Origin of the sequence: Mesorhizobium sp. M1406, from assembly GCF_040317555.1 — a bacterium.
GTDB lineage: Bacteria > Pseudomonadota > Alphaproteobacteria > Rhizobiales > Rhizobiaceae > Mesorhizobium.
Window position 1 is genome coordinate 1 of record NZ_JAMYKW010000032.1, and the last position, 17,245, is coordinate 17,245.

14 protein-coding genes and 3 pseudogenes are annotated in these 17,245 nt (G+C 60.9%); 6 read left to right on the forward strand and 11 right to left on the reverse strand.

All coding sequences use genetic code 11. The features are described from left to right. Both NKH03_RS22820 and NKH03_RS22825 read left to right on the forward strand, forming a co-directional pair. Positions 1-229: beta-barrel domain-containing protein (locus tag NKH03_RS22820; RefSeq protein ID WP_502913545.1), on the forward strand; the 229-nt coding region annotated here is incomplete at its 5' end. 637 nt (positions 230-866) lie between these two features. Then, positions 867-1,346 (forward strand): hypothetical protein, encoded by a 480-nt coding sequence (locus tag NKH03_RS22825; protein WP_352970641.1) that lies wholly within the window; start codon positions 867-869, stop codon positions 1,344-1,346. Positions 1,347-1,510: 164 nt separating this feature from the next. Here the strand turns inward: NKH03_RS22825 and NKH03_RS22830 are convergent, their stop codons facing one another. The 8 genes and pseudogenes from NKH03_RS22830 to soxR form a co-directional block, all read right to left on the reverse strand. Then, on the reverse strand, positions 1,511-2,725 hold the full coding sequence (locus NKH03_RS22830) for an NAD-dependent formate dehydrogenase (RefSeq protein ID WP_352970642.1): 1,215 nt from the start codon (positions 2,723-2,725) through the stop codon (positions 1,511-1,513). 746 nt (positions 2,726-3,471) lie between these two features. Further along, a complete protein-coding gene (locus NKH03_RS22835) occupies positions 3,472-4,392 on the reverse strand; it encodes a complex I NDUFA9 subunit family protein (protein WP_352970644.1) in 921 nt (306 codons plus the stop codon). A 67-nt stretch (positions 4,393-4,459) separates the two neighbouring features. After that, positions 4,460-4,786, reverse strand: a complete 327-nt coding sequence (locus NKH03_RS22840) for an antibiotic biosynthesis monooxygenase family protein (protein ID WP_352970646.1) — start codon at positions 4,784-4,786, stop codon at positions 4,460-4,462. An 8-nt stretch (positions 4,787-4,794) separates the two neighbouring features. Further along, the gene (locus tag NKH03_RS22845; protein WP_352970647.1) at positions 4,795-5,184 is read right to left on the reverse strand and encodes a 4a-hydroxytetrahydrobiopterin dehydratase; all 390 of its coding nucleotides are present in this window, start codon (positions 5,182-5,184) and stop codon (positions 4,795-4,797) included. Positions 5,185-5,236: 52 nt separating this feature from the next. Continuing rightward, positions 5,237-5,311 (reverse strand): annotated as a pseudogene (locus tag NKH03_RS22850) (NADH-quinone oxidoreductase subunit D-related protein); the annotation flags it as partial. A gap of 42 nt (positions 5,312-5,353) precedes the next feature. Further along, positions 5,354-6,997, reverse strand: a complete 1,644-nt coding sequence (gene groL, locus NKH03_RS22855) for a chaperonin GroEL (RefSeq protein WP_352970649.1) — start codon at positions 6,995-6,997, stop codon at positions 5,354-5,356. Positions 6,998-7,047: 50 nt separating this feature from the next. Continuing rightward, complete coding sequence (groES, locus tag NKH03_RS22860) at positions 7,048-7,362, reverse strand: co-chaperone GroES (protein ID WP_352970652.1); 315 nt, start codon at positions 7,360-7,362, stop codon at positions 7,048-7,050. 281 nt (positions 7,363-7,643) lie between these two features. Next, positions 7,644-8,078 (reverse strand): redox-sensitive transcriptional activator SoxR, encoded by a 435-nt coding sequence (gene soxR / locus NKH03_RS22865; protein ID WP_352871544.1) that lies wholly within the window; start codon positions 8,076-8,078, stop codon positions 7,644-7,646. Positions 8,079-8,163: 85 nt separating this feature from the next. Between soxR and NKH03_RS22870 the strand changes: the two genes are divergently transcribed. The 4 genes and pseudogenes from NKH03_RS22870 to NKH03_RS22885 all read left to right on the forward strand — a co-directional run bounded on the left by NKH03_RS22870 (position 8,164) and on the right by NKH03_RS22885 (position 13,911). Continuing rightward, positions 8,164-8,886 carry an SDR family NAD(P)-dependent oxidoreductase gene (locus NKH03_RS22870; RefSeq protein ID WP_352970654.1) on the forward strand — a complete coding sequence of 241 codons (723 nt, stop codon included), beginning with the start codon at positions 8,164-8,166 and terminating at the stop codon, positions 8,884-8,886. After that, the gene (locus NKH03_RS22875) at positions 8,883-9,977 is read left to right on the forward strand and encodes an S-adenosylmethionine:tRNA ribosyltransferase-isomerase (protein WP_352970656.1); all 1,095 of its coding nucleotides are present in this window, start codon (positions 8,883-8,885) and stop codon (positions 9,975-9,977) included. The genes NKH03_RS22870 and NKH03_RS22875 overlap by 4 nt, the downstream gene beginning before the upstream one ends. A 300-nt stretch (positions 9,978-10,277) precedes the next feature. Beyond that, on the forward strand, positions 10,278-11,372 hold the full coding sequence (locus tag NKH03_RS22880) for a branched-chain amino acid ABC transporter substrate-binding protein (protein WP_352970658.1): 1,095 nt from the start codon (positions 10,278-10,280) through the stop codon (positions 11,370-11,372). Between the two features lie 80 nt (positions 11,373-11,452). Then, positions 11,453-13,911, forward strand: a pseudogene (locus tag NKH03_RS22885) (adenylate/guanylate cyclase domain-containing protein). A gap of 401 nt (positions 13,912-14,312) precedes the next feature. On the opposite strand, the pseudogene NKH03_RS22890 reads toward NKH03_RS22885, so the two are convergent. From NKH03_RS22890 to NKH03_RS22900, 3 genes and pseudogenes are all read right to left on the reverse strand, one after another. Beyond that, positions 14,313-14,540 (reverse strand): annotated as a pseudogene (locus tag NKH03_RS22890) (SOS response-associated peptidase family protein); the annotation flags it as partial. 267 nt (positions 14,541-14,807) lie between these two features. Next, positions 14,808-15,878: a tartrate dehydrogenase gene (locus NKH03_RS22895; RefSeq protein WP_352970659.1), complete on the reverse strand. Its 1,071-nt coding sequence runs from the start codon at positions 15,876-15,878 to the stop codon at positions 14,808-14,810. A gap of 475 nt (positions 15,879-16,353) precedes the next feature. Then, positions 16,354-17,244, reverse strand: a complete 891-nt coding sequence (locus tag NKH03_RS22900) for a carbohydrate ABC transporter permease (protein WP_352882846.1) — start codon at positions 17,242-17,244, stop codon at positions 16,354-16,356. Position 17,245 lies beyond the last annotated feature (1 nt).

Consider the following 17,245-nt stretch of genomic DNA (forward strand, 5'->3'; position numbering starts at 1 on the left):
ATATGTCAGCCGGATCGCAGCCGATCTGGCGACGGACGAAAAAAACGGCATTTCGTATTACCTGGTGCGTCTATCGGTTCCGCATGCGGAACTGACGAAGCTCAAGGACCTGACGCTCGTGCCCGGCATGCCGGCCGAAGCGATGGTCCAGACGGGCGAGCATACGGCGCTTTCCTATTTTGTGAAGCCGCTGTCGGACCAAATCAGTCGGGCATTCCACGAGGAATGAAAGTAATCCACAGAAATATATTGTTGGTATTTCTGTTGGTTGTTCGCAGGCTACGTGGGTAGTAACATCCTGAAAGTACTGGCATACTTTCCTCACTTGGATTCCGCCTCTGGGCACCAAATGTTTCTCAATAAAATCAATTGATTAAACGTTGCCGCGCTAGTTAATCCGTCTTCGCTATCGTTGTCTCCTATGCCTTTATACCGTTTCCATACCGTCAAGGGGTCGATTCAGCCATAGCTGCGGCGGTCAACAGAGTTGGCTGCATAGCGCCGCGGAGACCTCTTTCGGGCTGTCGGCGAGACGTGGATCGACCCACATGACTTCCCTCCGTAACGTCCCGAGGCCCCAGCGATTTGCAACCGCCGCAAGCGGAAGTGCCATCCCGGAGGCCCGCGGTGACCCTTCCCTAGGCATCGACCTCAGTGGCCTCTCTCGAGGGCCTGAGCCGCGGACTAAATGCCGTGCGCCTATGACGCCATGGGCGGCTGCAACATTCGACGTCATATTTCTCCCCGCTAGCAGGCGGGGGCTGTTGATCCGAGGCACCGCGATCCTGATGCAGCCGACATCGGATCTGAAACACATGGGGTCGAGCCGCCCCCGGTAGTCGGCGCAATGCTTCGACAGTTTGCCAATGTTCCGCGAGATCCTTGCAGCTATCGGCGTCCCAGGAAAGATCTCCTGTCGATCACAGCCGAGGCCCTGCCTGCTCCTCGTCAGGATCATGCCACGGCACAATGAGATAGTTTTAGAGATCGTCCGGCGACGGCAGGCTTCCTCGCCGCCTGTCACGCTCAATGAACTGCACGAAATGGCAAAGCTCCTGGCGCTGCCTTTGCTCGACGGTCTCGATCTGCCGCAGCTTGACGCCTATCAGGCCTGGCTCACGACCGAGCGCGAGGAGGCGCTGCAGCTCCGTCTCAGTGTGCTGGAGCGCATTACCCTCCACCCCGAGACCAGCGACCGCGACGCAGTCAAATGGCTGCGCCAGTGGCAACGCGCGGACCCAACCTCGCAACAGGCTGCCGGCATCCTGGTTCCAACACTCAGGCGGCTCGGCCTTTGGTCGTCCTCAACTTCGAAAGGCGCAGCGACGTGTCAGTGGCCAGCTTGATGATGTTGTCGAACCGGCCAGCATCATCGTCCAATTTTTCTTGAGTTCGGCCTTGGTCTTTTCGTCAACCTTGGAAGCAGGACCAATGTTGATCTGCCTGTTGATCTGCCCCCCACGTCACCCTTGTCTTCTTCCCGTCCGAGTCGAGCGTAGCGGAAATCGATCTAGCTCGGATCACTCCTGGCCTTGAAGCGTGCTGCCTCTTCCGAACCGCGGGTGGCGTCGCCGGCGCTGTAGGAATGCGCGCCAGCGCCGGCGAGCTTGCCGCCATCGACGATCAGATATTCCTCACGGATCGGCCGGCCTTCGAACCAGCATTCGAGAATTTCGCGGGTGCCCGCGGCGTAGCGCGCCTGGGCGGAGAGCGACGATCCTGAAATGTGCGGCGTCATGCCGTGATGCGGCATCGATCGCCACGGATGATCCTTGGGAGCCGGCTGCGGGAACCAGACGTCGCCGGCATAGCCAGCGAGTTGGCCACTCTCCAGCGCGCGGGCGATGGCGTCACGATTGCAGATCTTGCCGCGCGCCGTGTTTACCAGATAGGCGCCGCGTTTCATCCTGGCGATCATCGTCTCGTCAAAGAGGTTTTCCGTCTCCGGATGCAGAGGCGCATTGATCGTCACCACGTCGCAGACGCCGACCATGGATGCGGGGTCCTTGTGGAAGGTGACGCCAAGCTCTTTCTCGACCGCCTCAGGCAGGCGGTGGCGATCGGTGTAGTGCAACTTGACGTCGAACGGCTTCAGCCGGCGCAACACCGCGCTGCCGATCCGGCCGGCACCGACGGTTCCGATCTGCATTCCCTCGATATCGTAGGAGCGTGCGACGCAGTCGGCGATATTCCAGCCGCCTTTCACGACCCACTGGTAGGACGGGATGTAGTTGCGCACGAGCCCCAGGATCATCATGACCACATGCTCGGACACGCTGATCGAATTGCAGTAGGTCACCTCGGCGACCGTGATGCCGCGGTCCATGGCGGCCTGAAGATCGACATGATCGGATCCGATGCCGGCGGTGATCGCAAGCTTCAGTCTGCTTGCCTTGGCTATTCGTTCTTCAGTCAGATATGCCGGCCAGAACGGCTGCGAGATCACGATTTCGGCGTCAGCGAGCTCGCGTTCAAAAATGCTGTCGGGACCGTCTTTGTCCGAGGTCACTACCAGGCTGTGGCCCGTGCTTTCGAGAAATTTCCTCAGGCTGAGTTCGCCCGACACGCTACCGAGCAAGACCCCTGGTTCAAAGTCGATGGCCTTCGGCGTGGGAAGTGTCTGGCCGCCGGGATAGCTGTCGAGCTTTGGCAGGCCGTCCCGCGCATATTTTGTCGGATAACCGTCGACCGGATCGTCATAGAGGACGCAAACGACCTTTGCCATTGTGTATCTCCCTTCGTCTGACAACGAAGAGGAAAACGCTCTGTTGTTAGCGCTGCCGGCCAACGATGGTCAGCATCGCGATGCTCTGTTGAATTGCTGGTGGGGAGCAGACTCATCTGCCGGCGCTTCCTCATTCGGAAAGTTGTGCGCTATTGCGTATTACATGGAAGACCCGGGCATGGTTTCAAGTGCTGCGGGCGGCAGTGGTGCAGCGTTCAATTTCCCTTGTTTCAGACCGCGCGCACGGCCTGCTGACAACAAATGCTTGATGCGGACACTTCAGAATTGCCGAGGTCGGGCACCGTGCATCACTGACAGGCTCCTACTTCGCAGGCCTCAAAGGCTTCTGCATCCCCCCAAAGATTGCAAACAACCTGTTAGTCAGCGCTTATAAAGCAGAGGAATCTCGGATCGTTTGCCGCTCAGACGGTATTGCCGGGCCAGTTCGCAACGCTCACCAGCCAGCGCTACAAGGCTAGCCTTTCCACAATGCGGGCCGTTTGTTGCCTTTTTACAGAAGATACGAAAACGCCGCTCGACCGGAAGGGAGCGGCGTTTACCAAGTGTGGTGTCCTACCCTAGACGAGGTCGTGCGCCTTGAGCAGACGATAGACCGAAGCCTCATCGACGCTCGCCGCCGCCGATATCGGCGTCATGAAGTTCGAGCGGGAATACTTCACCATGCCCTCGACCTTGCCCTTGTCGTTCCCCTTGGCGGGAGCGCACTAGCCGAAGAAGCTCTTTAATCAGTGATCCCACAATATTTCCTGGAGCATTTCCTCGACCGAGTACGGCGAAATTCCAAGGTCTCCAAATCCCGGCATCTCCGCCGATGACACGTTGTCGACCTGCATCAGTTCCACTTGATTCCGAGTGACGGGCGGGCTCGGGAGCATTTCGGCGAACCAAGCCAGCGCGTGCCAAGCGGCAAATGGGATTGGAATCAGTTTGGGCTTAAGACCGGCTTCGTGCGCAACGGCTCTGAGAAATTCCTTGTAGGAGTAGACGCGAGGGCCGCCGCACTCATACGTGATCGCATGCGTTTCCGTCCCCTGCAGCACTCTTGCGGTCGCCTCTGCCACATCGCCCACATAGGCCGGCTGCAATCTCGTCAGGCCGCGACCGAACATTGGATAGATTGGAAGCCGGCGGAGAAGTTTGAGGATAATGGTGAGAAACGCGTCATCCGGTCCGAACATCACGGCCGGGCGGATGATAGTGGCGTCAGCAAATGCCGCACGTACCGCCAGTTCGCCTTCGCCGCGCTTTCGGATGTAGAGCGACGGCGAGGCAACATCGGAGCCGATTCCTGAAACGTGAGCGAGCCGTTCGACGCCAGCTCGGTGTGCTTGAGCTGCAACCCGCCGGGCCGATTCGACATGCACGGAATGAAAGGTCTCCTGTCCCTGTTCGACATAAAGACTGACCGCATTTACAACACCGTAAGCACCGGCAAGTGCATCGGCGACCGCCCGCTCATCGTGGATATTGGCTTCGACCGCTTGAAGTTGCGGATCATCAGAACCAAACAGCTTCTTGGCCCGTTCCGGATGTCTTGATGCAATCCGAACGAAAAACTCACCATCGCGGAGCTGCCGAACAACGCGGCGGCCGAGAAATCCGGTTCCACCGAACACGGTGACGACGCGATGGTTCATGGCAGCCATGGCTTAGACTTTGTCAGCTCATGTCGGCCGTCTCGACCCGGCGATTCAGGTCATGTGGGCGGCACGCCTACTGACCACTATCTATCACTTGGGCTACCTCGTACAGATTGGGATCGATCTCGTCCGTCAACTGATCGAAATGACCCCACTCCTTGCGGAATTCCGGCGACTGATGAGCCGATCGCAGCAGATCGCGATTCTGCCATTGGACGTAGTTGACGATGCGCCGCCCGTCGAGGCTGCGATGCAGGCTGATTGAGATGAAGCCAGGCTGGCGCGCCATAAAGCGCGCTCGCTCGGTCATGACGGACAATGCCTCGGCCTGCTTGTCCGGTTCAGAATCGACGATGGTGATTTGGGTGACGCGCTGATTGTCGGGTCGGATGTGTGGCATAAACGACCTCACTTGATTGGCAATGGATTTGCCCCGTCACTGCTGGCGGTCGAGGGGCCCGAGCGATCGAGCACCCAATCGATCTTGCTCGCCATGATGAAATCGTTCTCGTGCAGTCCTTTGATCTTCTTGGTGCTCAGGGAAACCGTCACATAACCCCAGCCGAAGCTGATGTCGGGGTGATGGCCTTCGGTTTCGGCGAGCTCACCGATGTCCTGAACAAGGGCGAGCGCGTCCCGGAAATTGCGGCATCGAAAGCTCCGCTGGATGCGGTGGGCATCGTCACCAAGCTCCCAATCTGGAGCCTGTGCCTGGAAGCGTTGGGCTTCATCACGCGTGAGCGGCGGGACGCCGCCGCGACAAGGCGTACATGTTTTCTCGGCAAGAGTGTCGGTCATGCTCTTGTCTCCAAGACCATTTTTTAGCAGCAGAAACGACAGCGACGAGCGCCTATCGATCGATCTCCCCGAACACGATGTCGAGCGAACCGATGATCGCCGAGATATCGGCTTGCATGTGCCCGCGTCGCTGGCCTTCCGTCGTCCTGGCTATAGTTTCAGGCGCCGCTCAGTAGTCCATTCCACCCATTCCGCCCATACCTCCTGCCCCACCCACAGCGGGCGCATCCTTCTGCGGAATGTCCGCGATCATTGCTTCAGCGGTGATCAGGAGCGCGGCAATCGAGCCGGCATCCTGCAGGGCCGTCCGAACGACCTTGGCGGGGTCGACGATACCGGTCTTGATCATGTCGACGTAGAGTTCGGTCTGAGCATCGAAGCCCTGATTGTGATCCTTGCTGTCCATGAGTTTCCCAACGACGATCGAGCCTTCGACGCCGGAATTCTCGGCGATCTGGCGGATCGGCGCCTCGAGCGCCCGCAGCACGATCGAAATGCCGGCATTCACATCGGCATTGGCGCCGGTCAGCCCGTTGAGGGCCGACCTAGCGCGTAGGAGTGCTACACCGCCGCCGGGAACGATGCCTTCTTCCACTGCGGCGCGCGTGGCGTTCAGCGCATCGTCGATACGGTCCTTCTTTTCCTTGACCTCGGACTCGGTGGCGCCGCCGACGCGAATGACGGCAACGCCGCCGGCGAGTTTCGCCAGCCGCTCCTGCAGCTTTTCCTTGTCGTAGTCGGAGGTGGTTTCCTCGATCTGCCCCTTGATCTGGGAGATGCGCGCCTGGATGGTGGCCTTCTCGCCGGCACCGTCGATGATCGTGGTGGTGTCCTTCTCGATGAGGACGCGCTTGGCGCGGCCGAGCATGTCAATGGTGACGTTTTCGAGCTTGATGCCGAGGTCTTCGGAAATCATCTGGCCGGCGGTGAGCACCGCGATATCTTCCAGCATGGCCTTGCGGCGGTCGCCGAATCCCGGCGCCTTGACGGCCGCGACCTTCAGGCCGCCGCGCAGCTTGTTGACCACCAGGGTCGCCAGCGCTTCGCCTTCGACGTCCTCGGAGATGATCAGCAGCGGCTTGCCACTTTGTACGACCGCCTCGAGGATAGGCAGCAGCGCCTGCAAATTGCCGAGCTTCTTTTCGTGGATGAGGACATAAGGGTCCTCCAACTCCGCGCGCATCTTTTCGGCATTGGTGACGAAATAGGGCGAAAGATAGCCACGGTCGAATTGCATGCCTTCGACGACGTCGAGCTCGGTGTCGGCGGTCTTGGCTTCCTCGACGGTGATGACGCCGTCATTGCCGACCTTGTCCATCGCCTTGGCGATCATGGCGCCGACCGACGCGTCGCCATTGGCGGCGATCGTACCAACCTGGGCGATCTCGTCCGAAGATTTGACTTTCCTGGCCCGGGCTTGAATGTCCTTCACCACGGCAGCCACAGCAAGATCGATGCCGCGCTTGAGATCCATCGGGTTCATGCCGGCGGCAACGAATTTGGCGCCCTCGCGCAGGATGGAAGCGGCCAGCACCGTGGCGGTGGTGGTGCCGTCACCGGCCAGATCGTTGGTCTTCGAGGCCACTTCGCGCACCATCTGCGCGCCCATGTTCTCGAACTTGTCGGCAAGCTCGATTTCCTTGGCGACGGCGACGCCGTCCTTGGTGATGCGCGGCGCGCCATAGGCCTTGTCGATGATGACGTTGCGACCCTTGGGGCCGAGCGTCACCTTGACGGCATTGTTGAGGATCTCGACACCGCGCAGCATGCGGTCGCGGGCATCGGTAGCGAATTTGATTTCCTTGGCAGACATGATTTTACGTCCAGTTCAGTCTGGAAATTAGCAGAGCGCAAATCGCCCGGTCAGGCGGCTTTCTTGGCCGCTTTGGTCTTCTCGACGATGCCCATAATGTCACTCTCCTTCATGATCAGAAGGTCCTCGCCGTCGATCTTGACCTCGGTGCCCGACCATTTGCCGAACAGGATGAAGTCGCCGGCCTTGACGTCGAGCGGAACAAGCGCGCCATTTTCATCGCGTGCGCCAGGTCCAACGGCGATCACTTCGCCTTCCTGAGGCTTTTCCTTGGCGGTGTCGGGAATGATGATTCCGCCCTTGGATTTGGTATCGCTTTCCGCCCGCCGAATGACGACGCGGTCGTGGAGTGGTCGGAATTTCATTGGGGTTCTTTCTGCCGCCGCAAACAGAGCGACTGCAACGCTTAACATAGCCCCTTTGGCACTCGAATGATAGGAGCGCCAAATTTTCTAGGCTTGCCTGGCGACGCGTCGGCGCGTTCAACGGCGCATATTGCTATTCACTCGATTGCAAGGCCGTCGAGCGGTGGAGAAAGTCAGCGACGAACAATACCGCCGCTGAACCTTACCGGGGCCGCAGCGTCTCGCACTTGGCGAAGTCTTGCGCTGCCGAGTTCTGCAATAGTGACAGGCACGCTGCCAACTCACCCCAGCCAATACCTCGGCCCCGGCCCCTTGCGTCCTGCCATATCGGCAGGGTTCGCAAGGCTACACCGGTCGATCGACAGGCAGCCGCAACCGATGCACTCGGTAAGCCCCGACCTCAGGCGCTGCAACTCGGCGATGCGCTGGTCGATGTGCTTGGTCCACTGGCCCGATAACCGCGACCAATCCCGACGCGACGGCACGCGATCGGCTGGCAACTTGGCCAGCTCGGCGCCGATCTCCTCAAGCGTCAGCCCAATTCGCTGCGCGAAGACGATGAAGGCGATCCGGCGCAGCACGGATCGCGGGTAGCGCCTGTGTCCCGAGCCGGCCCGCTCGGACGCGATCAGCCCGCGCTCCTCGTAGAAGCGCAGGGCCGATGATGCGACGCCGCTGCGCCGCGCCACGTCGGTGATGGTCAGCATGGAATCCATGCATGAACGAAAGCACAATTCCCGCTTGACTTCAAGTTAACTTGAACTTGTAGCAAGGGGCATACGGATTAAAGGAGCATTGGCAATGCAGACGAATATCGAACTTCAGGGACTTCGCGTGGCGGTCACGGGCGGCACCTCCGGGCTCGGAGTGGCGCTTGTGCGGCAGCTGGCCGCGCAGGGTGCGTGCGTGGCCTTCGTCGCTCGCGCCGCCGCGAATGTCGCACGCATCGCTGACGAGACGGGCGCGCACGGCATTGTCGGCGACGTCGGCAAGAAGGAGGACATCTACCTGATCGCGTTGCAGGTCACTGCCGGGCTCGGCGGGCTCGATGTCCTGATCAACAATGCCTCGAGCCTCGGCCCTGTCCCTCTGGCGCTCCTTGCCGATACCGAGTGCGAGGAGCTGGAAACGGCGCTCGCGGTCAATCTCGTCGGCGCGTTCCGGCTGACGAAAGCTCTGTTCGGTGCGCTTGCCGCGTCCGCGCGCGAGGGCCGCGGCGTGCTGGTCATCAACATTTCCAGCGACGCCGCGGTGAACGCCTATCCCGGCTGGGGAGCATACGGCGCGAGCAAGGCCGCTCTTGCCCATCTGACGGCGATTTGGGACGAGGAGGCGAAAGCAGACGGCATCCGGCTCCTCGCGCTTGACCCCGGCGATATGGACACCCCACTGCACGCGCTCGCGATCCCTGATGCTGATCCGGCGACCTTGAAGCGCCCCGAGCAGGCAGCTGCCGAGATCATCGAAAAGATGCTCGACGCGTTGCCGGTCCGCTCTACGCTTCTCGCCGGAGCACATGGATGATTGCCGCCGATCGTCCCGATCGGTGCTCCGCCAGGCTGTTCGTCGTCGAGGCGGACGGCACGATGCGCGACCTACGGCGCGCTGGACTCGCGACGCTGTTCAACCCCGGCGATCTGGTCGTCGCCAATGACGCCGCGACCTTGACTGCCAGCTTGCACGGCACGCATGTTCCAAGCGGTGAGGCGATCGAGATCCGCCTGGCGGGCTGGCTGTCACTTCCCGATCCAACCCGTTTCGTGGCGATTGCCTTCGGTTCGGGCGATCACCGCACGCGCACGGAAGACCGGCTGCCTCCACCTCCGCTGTCACCAGGCGATCGCCTCCGGCTCGGCTCGCTTGACGCTGTCGTCGAGCGCCTTCTCGACCATCCACGCCTTCTCGAGTTGCACTTCCCAGGCAACCGCGCAGCGGTGCTTGCAGGACTGGCGCAGCACGGCCAGCCGATCCAATACGCGCATGTTCCCGAGCCGTTGGCACTGTGGGATGTTTGGACGAAGATTGCCGCCGGGCCGGTCGCGTTCGAGGCGCCGTCGGCAGGCTTCGCGCTCGACTGGCGCACGCTCCAAGCCTGGCGTCGGCACGACGTTGGCTTTGCAACACTCACGCATGCTGCGGGCGTCTCTTCCACCGGCGATCCCGCGCTCGACTCGCGCCTTCCCTTCGACGAGCCATACCGCATCCCTGGGCGCACCGCGGCGCAGGTCGCGCGGGCGAAGCTGCGCGGCAGCCGCATCATTGCGATCGGCACGAGCGTAGTGCGCGCACTTGAGGCAGCCGCCAATCCCGGCGGCAATGTGCGTGCCGGAAATGGCATTGCGACAGGGCGCATCGCGCGGGGCACGCGGCTTCGCGTGGTCGATGCGATTCTCACAGGCGTCCACCAGCCCGGCGAAAGCCATTTCGAACTCCTGCGCGCCTTTGCCGATGATGCTCTGCTCGCCAAGGCCTCCGCAGCCTTCACCGCGTATCGATACCGCGCGCATGAATTCGGCGATTCCATGCTGCTCAATCGCCAACCGCTGCTTCTATCGCGCGAACGGAACCGTGCCGAGGTGCTCGAGACGAAGCCTCTACTCGAGGCGTGGCTATGATGTCGGCAGGTTCGGTGGCATTTCGGGCGCTCGGCGCGCGAGAAGGTCGGAGCTATGTTGCAGCGGATGAAGATTCGGAATTTGACCCAATCACGACGCTCCCTCCGGTCAGCGGCAACGTCCGGATTTGGCGCGCGATTCCGACCTCAGCGAACGAAGTTATGACAAGCCATTCCAGTTTATGATCGCTCCGCCAAAAATTGGGTGTGCGCTGCAATAGCAGCCGAGATAGTCGCGCTTGCCGAAGGGGCTGTCGGCTCTGACGGGATTGGCGTAAGCTATAGTTAAGGGGGTGCACACATGCACCGCATCATCGCCATAGCGATCGTCGCGCTCGCGGCCGCGTTCAGCTCCGCGCGGGCGGAGGTGCTGATCGGCGTCTCGGCTGCGATGACGGGACGGCTCGCCTGGATCGGCGAGCAGGGACAGCGCGGCGCGGAGATGGCAGTGGCCGACGTCAACACGGCGGGCGGCGTGCTCGGCCAGAAGGTGAGGCTCATTTCCGTCGACGACTTCTGCGATCCCGAGCAAGCTGTGGCGGCCGCCAAGAAGCTGGTGGCTGACGGGGTCGTGCTCGTCGTCGGGCATTATTGCTCCGGGGCCTCGATCCCCGCATCAAAAGTGTACGAGGAGGCGGGCGTCGTTGAGATATCTCCAGGCTCGACCAATCCGCAGCTGACCGAACAGGGCCGCGCCAATGTCTTTCGCACCATTGGCCGCGACGACGCGCAAGGTATCGTCGCCGGCAACTACCTTGCCGATCGCTGGGGCAACAAGAAGATTGCGATTCTCCACGACAACTCGACCTATGGGAAGGGTCTCGCCGACGAGACCAGGAAGCAGCTAAACAAGCGGGGCGTGACTGAGGCCGTTTACGACGCATACATTCCCGGGAAGGACGACTATTCGGCCGAGGTCGCTGCGTTGCAGACCGCCGGCGTCTCCGCCTTATATGTGGGTGGGTATCATGCCGAGGTTGCGCTGATTGCTCGCGCTGCACATGACAATGGCTACACGGTTCAGCTCATATCCGGAGATGCTTTGGCGACCGAGGAATTTGCCCTGATCGCCGGCCCCGCGGCGGAGGGGACCCTCTTCACGTTCCCGGCGGACCCGAGGCGAAGCCCCGAAGCGGCCGCGGTCGTTGAGCAGTTCCGTGCGGAGAATTTCGAACCCGCGGGCTACACGCTGTTGAGCTACTGCGCGGTCCAGGTTTGGGCCCAGGCAGTCTCGAAGGCAGGTTCGCTGGAGCACAAGGCCGTCATTGCGGCACTGCACGAACAGGAATTCGACACCGTCATCGGCCGGCTCGATTTCGACGACAAGGGCGACCTCACGAAGCAGAGCTGGGTTTGGTACGTCTGGCGCGGCGGAGAGTACGTGCCGGTTGAATAGGATTCGCTGATCGCCGGCGTGCCGGCTGAGATGTCTAGTCGATGCAGACCAGAGTGGCCGAACTGTCGCGACTCACCGAGATGCTTGAACGCCTCGGCATACGCGGCCGGCTGTTGCTCGCCTTTTTCGGGATCAGCGCCCTTGCGGTGCTGGCAACCGCTGCGGCGCTTTATGCCTTCCTCCAGGTTGGCGACGTCGTCGACCGAATTACCACGGATCGAGTGCCGTCGGCGCTCGCCTCCCTCCAGCTTTCGCGCCAAGCCGAACGGGTCGCTGCTGCCGCGCCATCGGTGCTGGCAGCGACAAGCAGGGCTCAGCACAGCGAGGTCTCGGCTGCCGTGGCGCTCGAGATGTCCCGCCTCGAGGCCCTGCGCACGGACCTCCGTGATGCCACGTTGGGCACAGTGCCTTTGGCCGAGATCGAGGAAGCCGTGATTGTTCTGAGGCGCAACCTGAAGGAGCTCGACTCTCTTGTTGTCGCCCGGCTCGACGTGGTCGCCCGCAAGGAGGAGCTCCTGAATCGCCTCGCCGCGACGACGACCGGAAGCCAGCGCCTTGTCGCCACCAGCATCCTAGTGATGGATTCCAGGCTTCCGCAATGGCGGGCGGTCGCGGCCGACACGTCGCTGTCGCCCGATCGACGCGCAGCGGCGATGACCGACTTGGTCCAGGCGATTGCGGCCTACATCCCCCAGCAGAAGGCGCAGTTGGAGATCTCGGCGGTCAACGACGCGCTGGTGAAGGTCGCGAACGCGCCGACGCCGGGCGACCTGGCGTTGATCCTTTTTCCGCTACGCCGTTCGCTCACTGCTCTTGAAAAGGTTTCCACGGAGATCGACGAAAAGCTGCGGACCCGCTTCCGGCAGCGTGTCGACGAATTCAAGGGTTTGACCGACGGCGAGGACAGCATCCCCAAGGCGCGGGAGGACGAGTTTGCTGTCCTGGCACAGGGCGAAAGGCTTCTGGTCGAGAACAATCGACTGTCGCGCAATCTCACCGCTGGCGTCGATCGCCTGGTCGCCACCGCAGACCAGGAGATCGCTGCGTCCGGTCGCGAAGCCGCGCTCGTCCAGCGCTACGGCACCGCGGTTGTGCTCGGCTCCGCCTTCCTCAGCCTCCTGAGTTCGGTTCTGGTTGTCTGGCTCTATGTCGACCGCAGCCTCCTCGCCCGACTGGGGGCCGTGAGCCAGGGCATGCTCGCGATTGCGGGGGGCAACCTTCGTGCGCCGCTGCCAGCCGCGGGCAGCGACGAAATCGGGCGCATGGCCGAAGCGCTGAGACTCTTCCGGGATACTGCTGTCGAGGTCGAGGAAAAGAACCTGCGCGAAATAGCGGAAGCTCGCCAGCGGCTCATCGATGCCATCGAAAGCATCTCCGAAGGATTCGCTCTGTACGACCGGGAGGACCGGCTCGCCCTCAGCAACAGCCGCTACCGCGAATTGCTCTACACCGGTCTGGAGACCGAACTGACGCTCGGCACGACATTCGAGCAAATCATTCGCCGATCCGCTGAGCGCGGCTACATCAAGGACGCCGAGGGGCGGGTCGAGGAGTGGGTCGCCGAGCGCCTCTCGCGGCACCGCAACCCTGGCGAACCTTGGGTGCAGCGGCGAGGCGACGGGCGATGGGTCATGATCAGCGAGCGGCGGATCAGCGCCGGCGGCACGGTCGCCGTCTATTCGGACATCACTGAGCTGAAGCAAAGGGAGGAGAACCTAGCCGAGAAATCCGTGGTTCTGGAGGCGCTTTCCAGCAAGCTGGCGAAGTATCTGGCGCCCCAAGTGTATCGCTCGATATTCACCGGCCGCCAGGAGGTCAGGATCGCCAGCCAGCGGAAGAAACTGACAATATGCTTCTCCGATATCGCCGGCTTTACGGAGACCACTGACAAAATGGAATCCGAGGATCTCACCCAACTCCTCAATCACTATCTGACGGAAATGTCGAAAATAGCTTCGGATCACGGCGCGACGATCGACAAATATGTCGGCGACGCGATCCTGATGTTTTTCGGCGATCCCGAGACTCGCGGCGTCAAGGAGGACGCGCTGGCTTGTGCGCAGATGGCACTTGCAATGCAAAAGCGGATTAGCGAGCTTGCCGAAGTCTGGCGGGACATGGGGATCGAAACACCGCTGCGCTGTCGCATCGGCATCCATACCGACTACTGCACCGTCGGTAACTTCGGCAGCGAGGACCGGATGGACTACACGATAATCGGCGGCGCCGTGAATCTCGCCTCGCGCCTGGAGCAGGAGGCGCCGCCGGGGGCCATCCTCATTTCCTACGAGACGTTTGCGCAAGTGAAGGACTCAATCGACTGTGAAGAGCTGGGGCACGTCCAGGTCAAGGGGCCTATCCCGTGGCCACCTACCGCGTCATCGATCTGAAGGCCAATCTGGCGGCCGCTCGTCGTGCCGTTCGAACCGAGCTGCCGCACTTCAGGCTGGAACTTGAACCGGAGCTTATGTCCCCTGACGAGCGTGACGATGCCGCCACTGCACTTCGAGACGCGCTGGATCGGCTTTGTCACAAGTAGGGCTTGGTCCACAACGACCCTCCTAATGGACGCAAGGAGTGGGATGTGGGACGCCGCTCATGCGATGCAGAGCACCAGATGCATGAAGGCTTTCGGTCGCTCCGAGTCCCAATCGGGTAAAAGCGCGCCGCTTAATTGCGAAGTTCTGCCAGGAACGAGGACTTAAGCACCAAACGCGGCAGGTGCAGGCGATATGGCCGAACGGAGAATACCTTTCGGCTCCATTGTTTCAGTGATGCCGCGTCTGCAAAGGCGTTCCTTGATCACTTCGAGGGGCAGATATTCTATCCGAAACGGGATCGAGAGAATGGAAAGGTTCGGGGCGTCTGGCGCCGCACCGGCGAATACACGCCGGTTCTCGATCTCGGTCCCCTCAGCGTGCCGGAGATTACGCAGCTAAATCACGAACTTTCGGGGCGAACTTTCTCCACCGAAAGCGATCCGGATGGAAGCGGGCGCAAGAGCTCGGCGTCAGGCTTTGTTAAATTGATCCAGGCAGCCCAATTCTCCGGCTGAAGGACGACCACCTGTCGGTTGTGATATGGCGCGACATCCCGCCCGGGATCGGTCGTCAGCATGGTGAAGGTGGGCGGCTTGTTGCCGACAGCTTCACCCCCAGCGACGGCCATGATGCCAGTTCGATCGCGTCGCCTCGCTGCGGGGGATACGAAATCACTGTCGCCGCGAGGTCCGCAATGAGAGGGGTGTCGTGGGAGCATCGCATGCTATGGCTTTCGCAGGCCCGGCAACAAACTTTGGGTGCTCAGCGAATTGCGTTGTCGCTTGTGCGAATGAGCTTCAGGCCTGACCGATGCCAGATTTTTCTGTTCTGGGTAATTCCTGTTGCCAACGCATCATCCGGCCCGCCCCATTGTTAAAAATCTGCCAAAGTAGTGCTAGTTGGAGCGAAGTGCCTCGATCACGGCGGCCGTGACCGCCGCCGTGCTCGCAGCACCACCAAGATCCGGGCTAAGAAACTCTCCACGGTCGGTGACGATCTCGATCGCCACCATAAGGCGACGTGCTGCAGCCACCTCCCCGAGATGGTCGAGCATCAGGCTTGCCGTCCAGAACGATCCAATAGGATTTGCAATGCCCCTGCCGGCGATATCGAAGGCCGAACCGTGGATGGGTTCGAACATGGACGGATGCCTGCGAGACGGATCGATGTTCGACGTCGCGCCAACGCCAAGAGAACCGCCAAGCGCAGCAGCCAGATCGGAAAGGATGTCGGCATGGAGGTTGGTCGCTAAAACCGTGTCGATAATGTCGGGCTTGTTGACCATTCGCTGGGTCATGGCGTCGACTAGCATCCAATCGACAGTCAGACTGGGGTAGTCGCGAACCACCTCGCGAACGACTTCGTCCCAGAGCACCATGCCATGGCGCTGTGCATTCGACTTTGTCACCACTGTCAGCAACTTTCGGGTCCGTGACGAGGCAAGGTCGCAGGCAAACCGGGCGATTCGTTCGATGCCGGTGCGGGTAAAGACAGCGACATCCATGCCAACCTCGATCGGCAGGCCGCGATGGACGCGACCGCCGACGCCAGCATATTCGCCCTCGCTGTTTTCGCGGACGATCACCCAGTCTATCTGCTTGCCGAGTTCGGGCCGCAGCGGACCGGTCAGTCCAGGCAGGAGGCGCGTCGGCCGCACATTGGCGTACTGGTCGAACCCTTGGCAGATGGCCAGGCGCAGACCCCAAAGCGTGATATCGTCCGGGAGATTAGGGTCGCCGACCGAGCCGAAATAGATCGCATCGAAGGCCTTAATCTGGTCAAGGCCATCGCGCGGCATCATGCGGCCGTTGCCGCGATAGTAATCAGAACCCCAGTCGAAGCGCTTGAAATCGAAGGCAAGACCTGGTTCGGCAACAGTCAAGGCTTCTAGCACCTTCACCCCGGCCTCGACGACCTCCGGTCCAATACCGTCACCACCGATGACAGCGATCATATGCGAGGACATTCCCAGGCTCCTTTTCGATGACAGCGACGATAGCGCCGGTCATTCCTTCGGTATCGGCGGTGCCCCTGAATATATCGCCTATCGCCGTTCGCGTTTGGGGCCGCGTGGGCGCGCAAATCTTGCTCGGTCATGCCGTCCCTGGTCATTCCGTGGCGGTGACCTCGACCGGACTCCCCGTCTGGCTGGTCCCGATTGGCTTCGAAAACCCGCAGTAATGGGATTCAATCCCGGCATCGCTTGAAGACGGTGTCCAATTTTCAAAAAAGGCTGGAAGGTCACGCAAGGCGGTTCCATCTTACCCATTTGGCGTCAGTCAGGACAAATCGTCCCATTCAGCCTGAATCACAAACAAGCCAAAAGCCGATTCCTAAATCTCGACAGGACTTAGCACGAGGCCGAGGTAGGTTCGTTGAAAAGGATACCAAGCCTGCGGTGTTTCTACGGGGCGGCTTCGGAAGGCGACCGTAGCAAAGCCTCACTCCTTCACTGCCCCTGTCATCGAGGAGACGTAGTGTTCGACAAAGAATGAATAAAGCACCACCACCGGCAGAGAGCCGATCAGTGCGCCTGCCATCAGCGCTCCCCATTCATAGACGTCCGAGCGCACGAGTTCGGTAAGCACGCCGACCGGGACGGTTTTGTTTTCGGACGACTGGATGAAGGTCAAGGCGTAGATGAACTCGTTCCACGACAGGGTGAATGCGAAGATGCCCGCGGAAATCAGGCCCGGCACCGACAGCGGCAGCACGATCTTGGTGAGGATCTGCCAGCGGCTCGCTCCGTCGATCAGCGCGCATTCTTCCAGTTCGAACGGGATCGAGCGGAAGTAACCCATCAACAGCCATGTGCAGAACGGGATGAGGAAGGTCGGGTAGGTAAGGATCAGAGCGAACGGCGTGTCGTAAAGGCCGAGGTTGAACACCATTACCGACAATGGAATGAACAGGATTGAGGGCGGCACGAGATAGGCCAGGAAGACCGCCAGACCAACTTGGCGCGCCCCGGAAAACCTCAAGCGTTCGATCGCATAGGCCGCAAACACCGAAGCAAGCAGCGACAGGAACGTGGCGGCAGTTGAGATGATGATCGTGTTGAGCAGCCAGCCGGGGTAGGACGTCTCGAAGAGAAGATAGCGTATATGCTCCAATGTCGGATGCACGACCCAGAACGGGTTGAAATTCGCATAATCCGTCATCTCGAGATTGGGTTTCACCGCCGTGATCGTCATCCAGTAGAACGGGAACAACAGCACAATGACGAATACCAGCAGCGGCAGATAGACGGTCACTACGCGCCGGGGCAGGCTCTGAAGATAACCCATGCCGCCCTCGTCTGTGTCCGGACGGTTGCTTTCGATCGCGGCCATG

What these genes read in the sequence shown, in the direction of transcription:
- NKH03_RS22875 (WP_352970656.1), top strand. Translation starts at nt 8,883, where the DNA reads ATGATTGCCGCCGATCGTCCCGATCGGTGCTCCGCCAGGCTGTTCGTC.
- NKH03_RS22870 (WP_352970654.1), top strand. Translation starts at nt 8,164, where the DNA reads ATGCAGACGAATATCGAACTTCAGGGACTTCGCGTGGCGGTCACGGGC.
- NKH03_RS22825 (WP_352970641.1), top strand. Translation starts at nt 867, where the DNA reads ATGTTCCGCGAGATCCTTGCAGCTATCGGCGTCCCAGGAAAGATCTCC.
- NKH03_RS22845 (WP_352970647.1), bottom strand. Translation starts at nt 5,184, where the DNA reads ATGACCGACACTCTTGCCGAGAAAACATGTACGCCTTGTCGCGGCGGC.
- NKH03_RS22895 (WP_352970659.1), bottom strand. Translation starts at nt 15,878, where the DNA reads ATGTCCTCGCATATGATCGCTGTCATCGGTGGTGACGGTATTGGACCG.
- NKH03_RS22830 (WP_352970642.1), bottom strand. Translation starts at nt 2,725, where the DNA reads ATGGCAAAGGTCGTTTGCGTCCTCTATGACGATCCGGTCGACGGTTAT.
- soxR (WP_352871544.1), bottom strand. Translation starts at nt 8,078, where the DNA reads ATGGATTCCATGCTGACCATCACCGACGTGGCGCGGCGCAGCGGCGTC.
- groES (WP_352970652.1), bottom strand. Translation starts at nt 7,362, where the DNA reads ATGAAATTCCGACCACTCCACGACCGCGTCGTCATTCGGCGGGCGGAA.
- NKH03_RS22835 (WP_352970644.1), bottom strand. Translation starts at nt 4,392, where the DNA reads ATGGCTGCCATGAACCATCGCGTCGTCACCGTGTTCGGTGGAACCGGA.
- NKH03_RS22900 (WP_352882846.1), bottom strand. Translation starts at nt 17,244, where the DNA reads ATGGCCGCGATCGAAAGCAACCGTCCGGACACAGACGAGGGCGGCATG.
- NKH03_RS22880 (WP_352970658.1), top strand. Translation starts at nt 10,278, where the DNA reads ATGCACCGCATCATCGCCATAGCGATCGTCGCGCTCGCGGCCGCGTTC.
- NKH03_RS22840 (WP_352970646.1), bottom strand. Translation starts at nt 4,786, where the DNA reads ATGCCACACATCCGACCCGACAATCAGCGCGTCACCCAAATCACCATC.
- groL (WP_352970649.1), bottom strand. Translation starts at nt 6,997, where the DNA reads ATGTCTGCCAAGGAAATCAAATTCGCTACCGATGCCCGCGACCGCATG.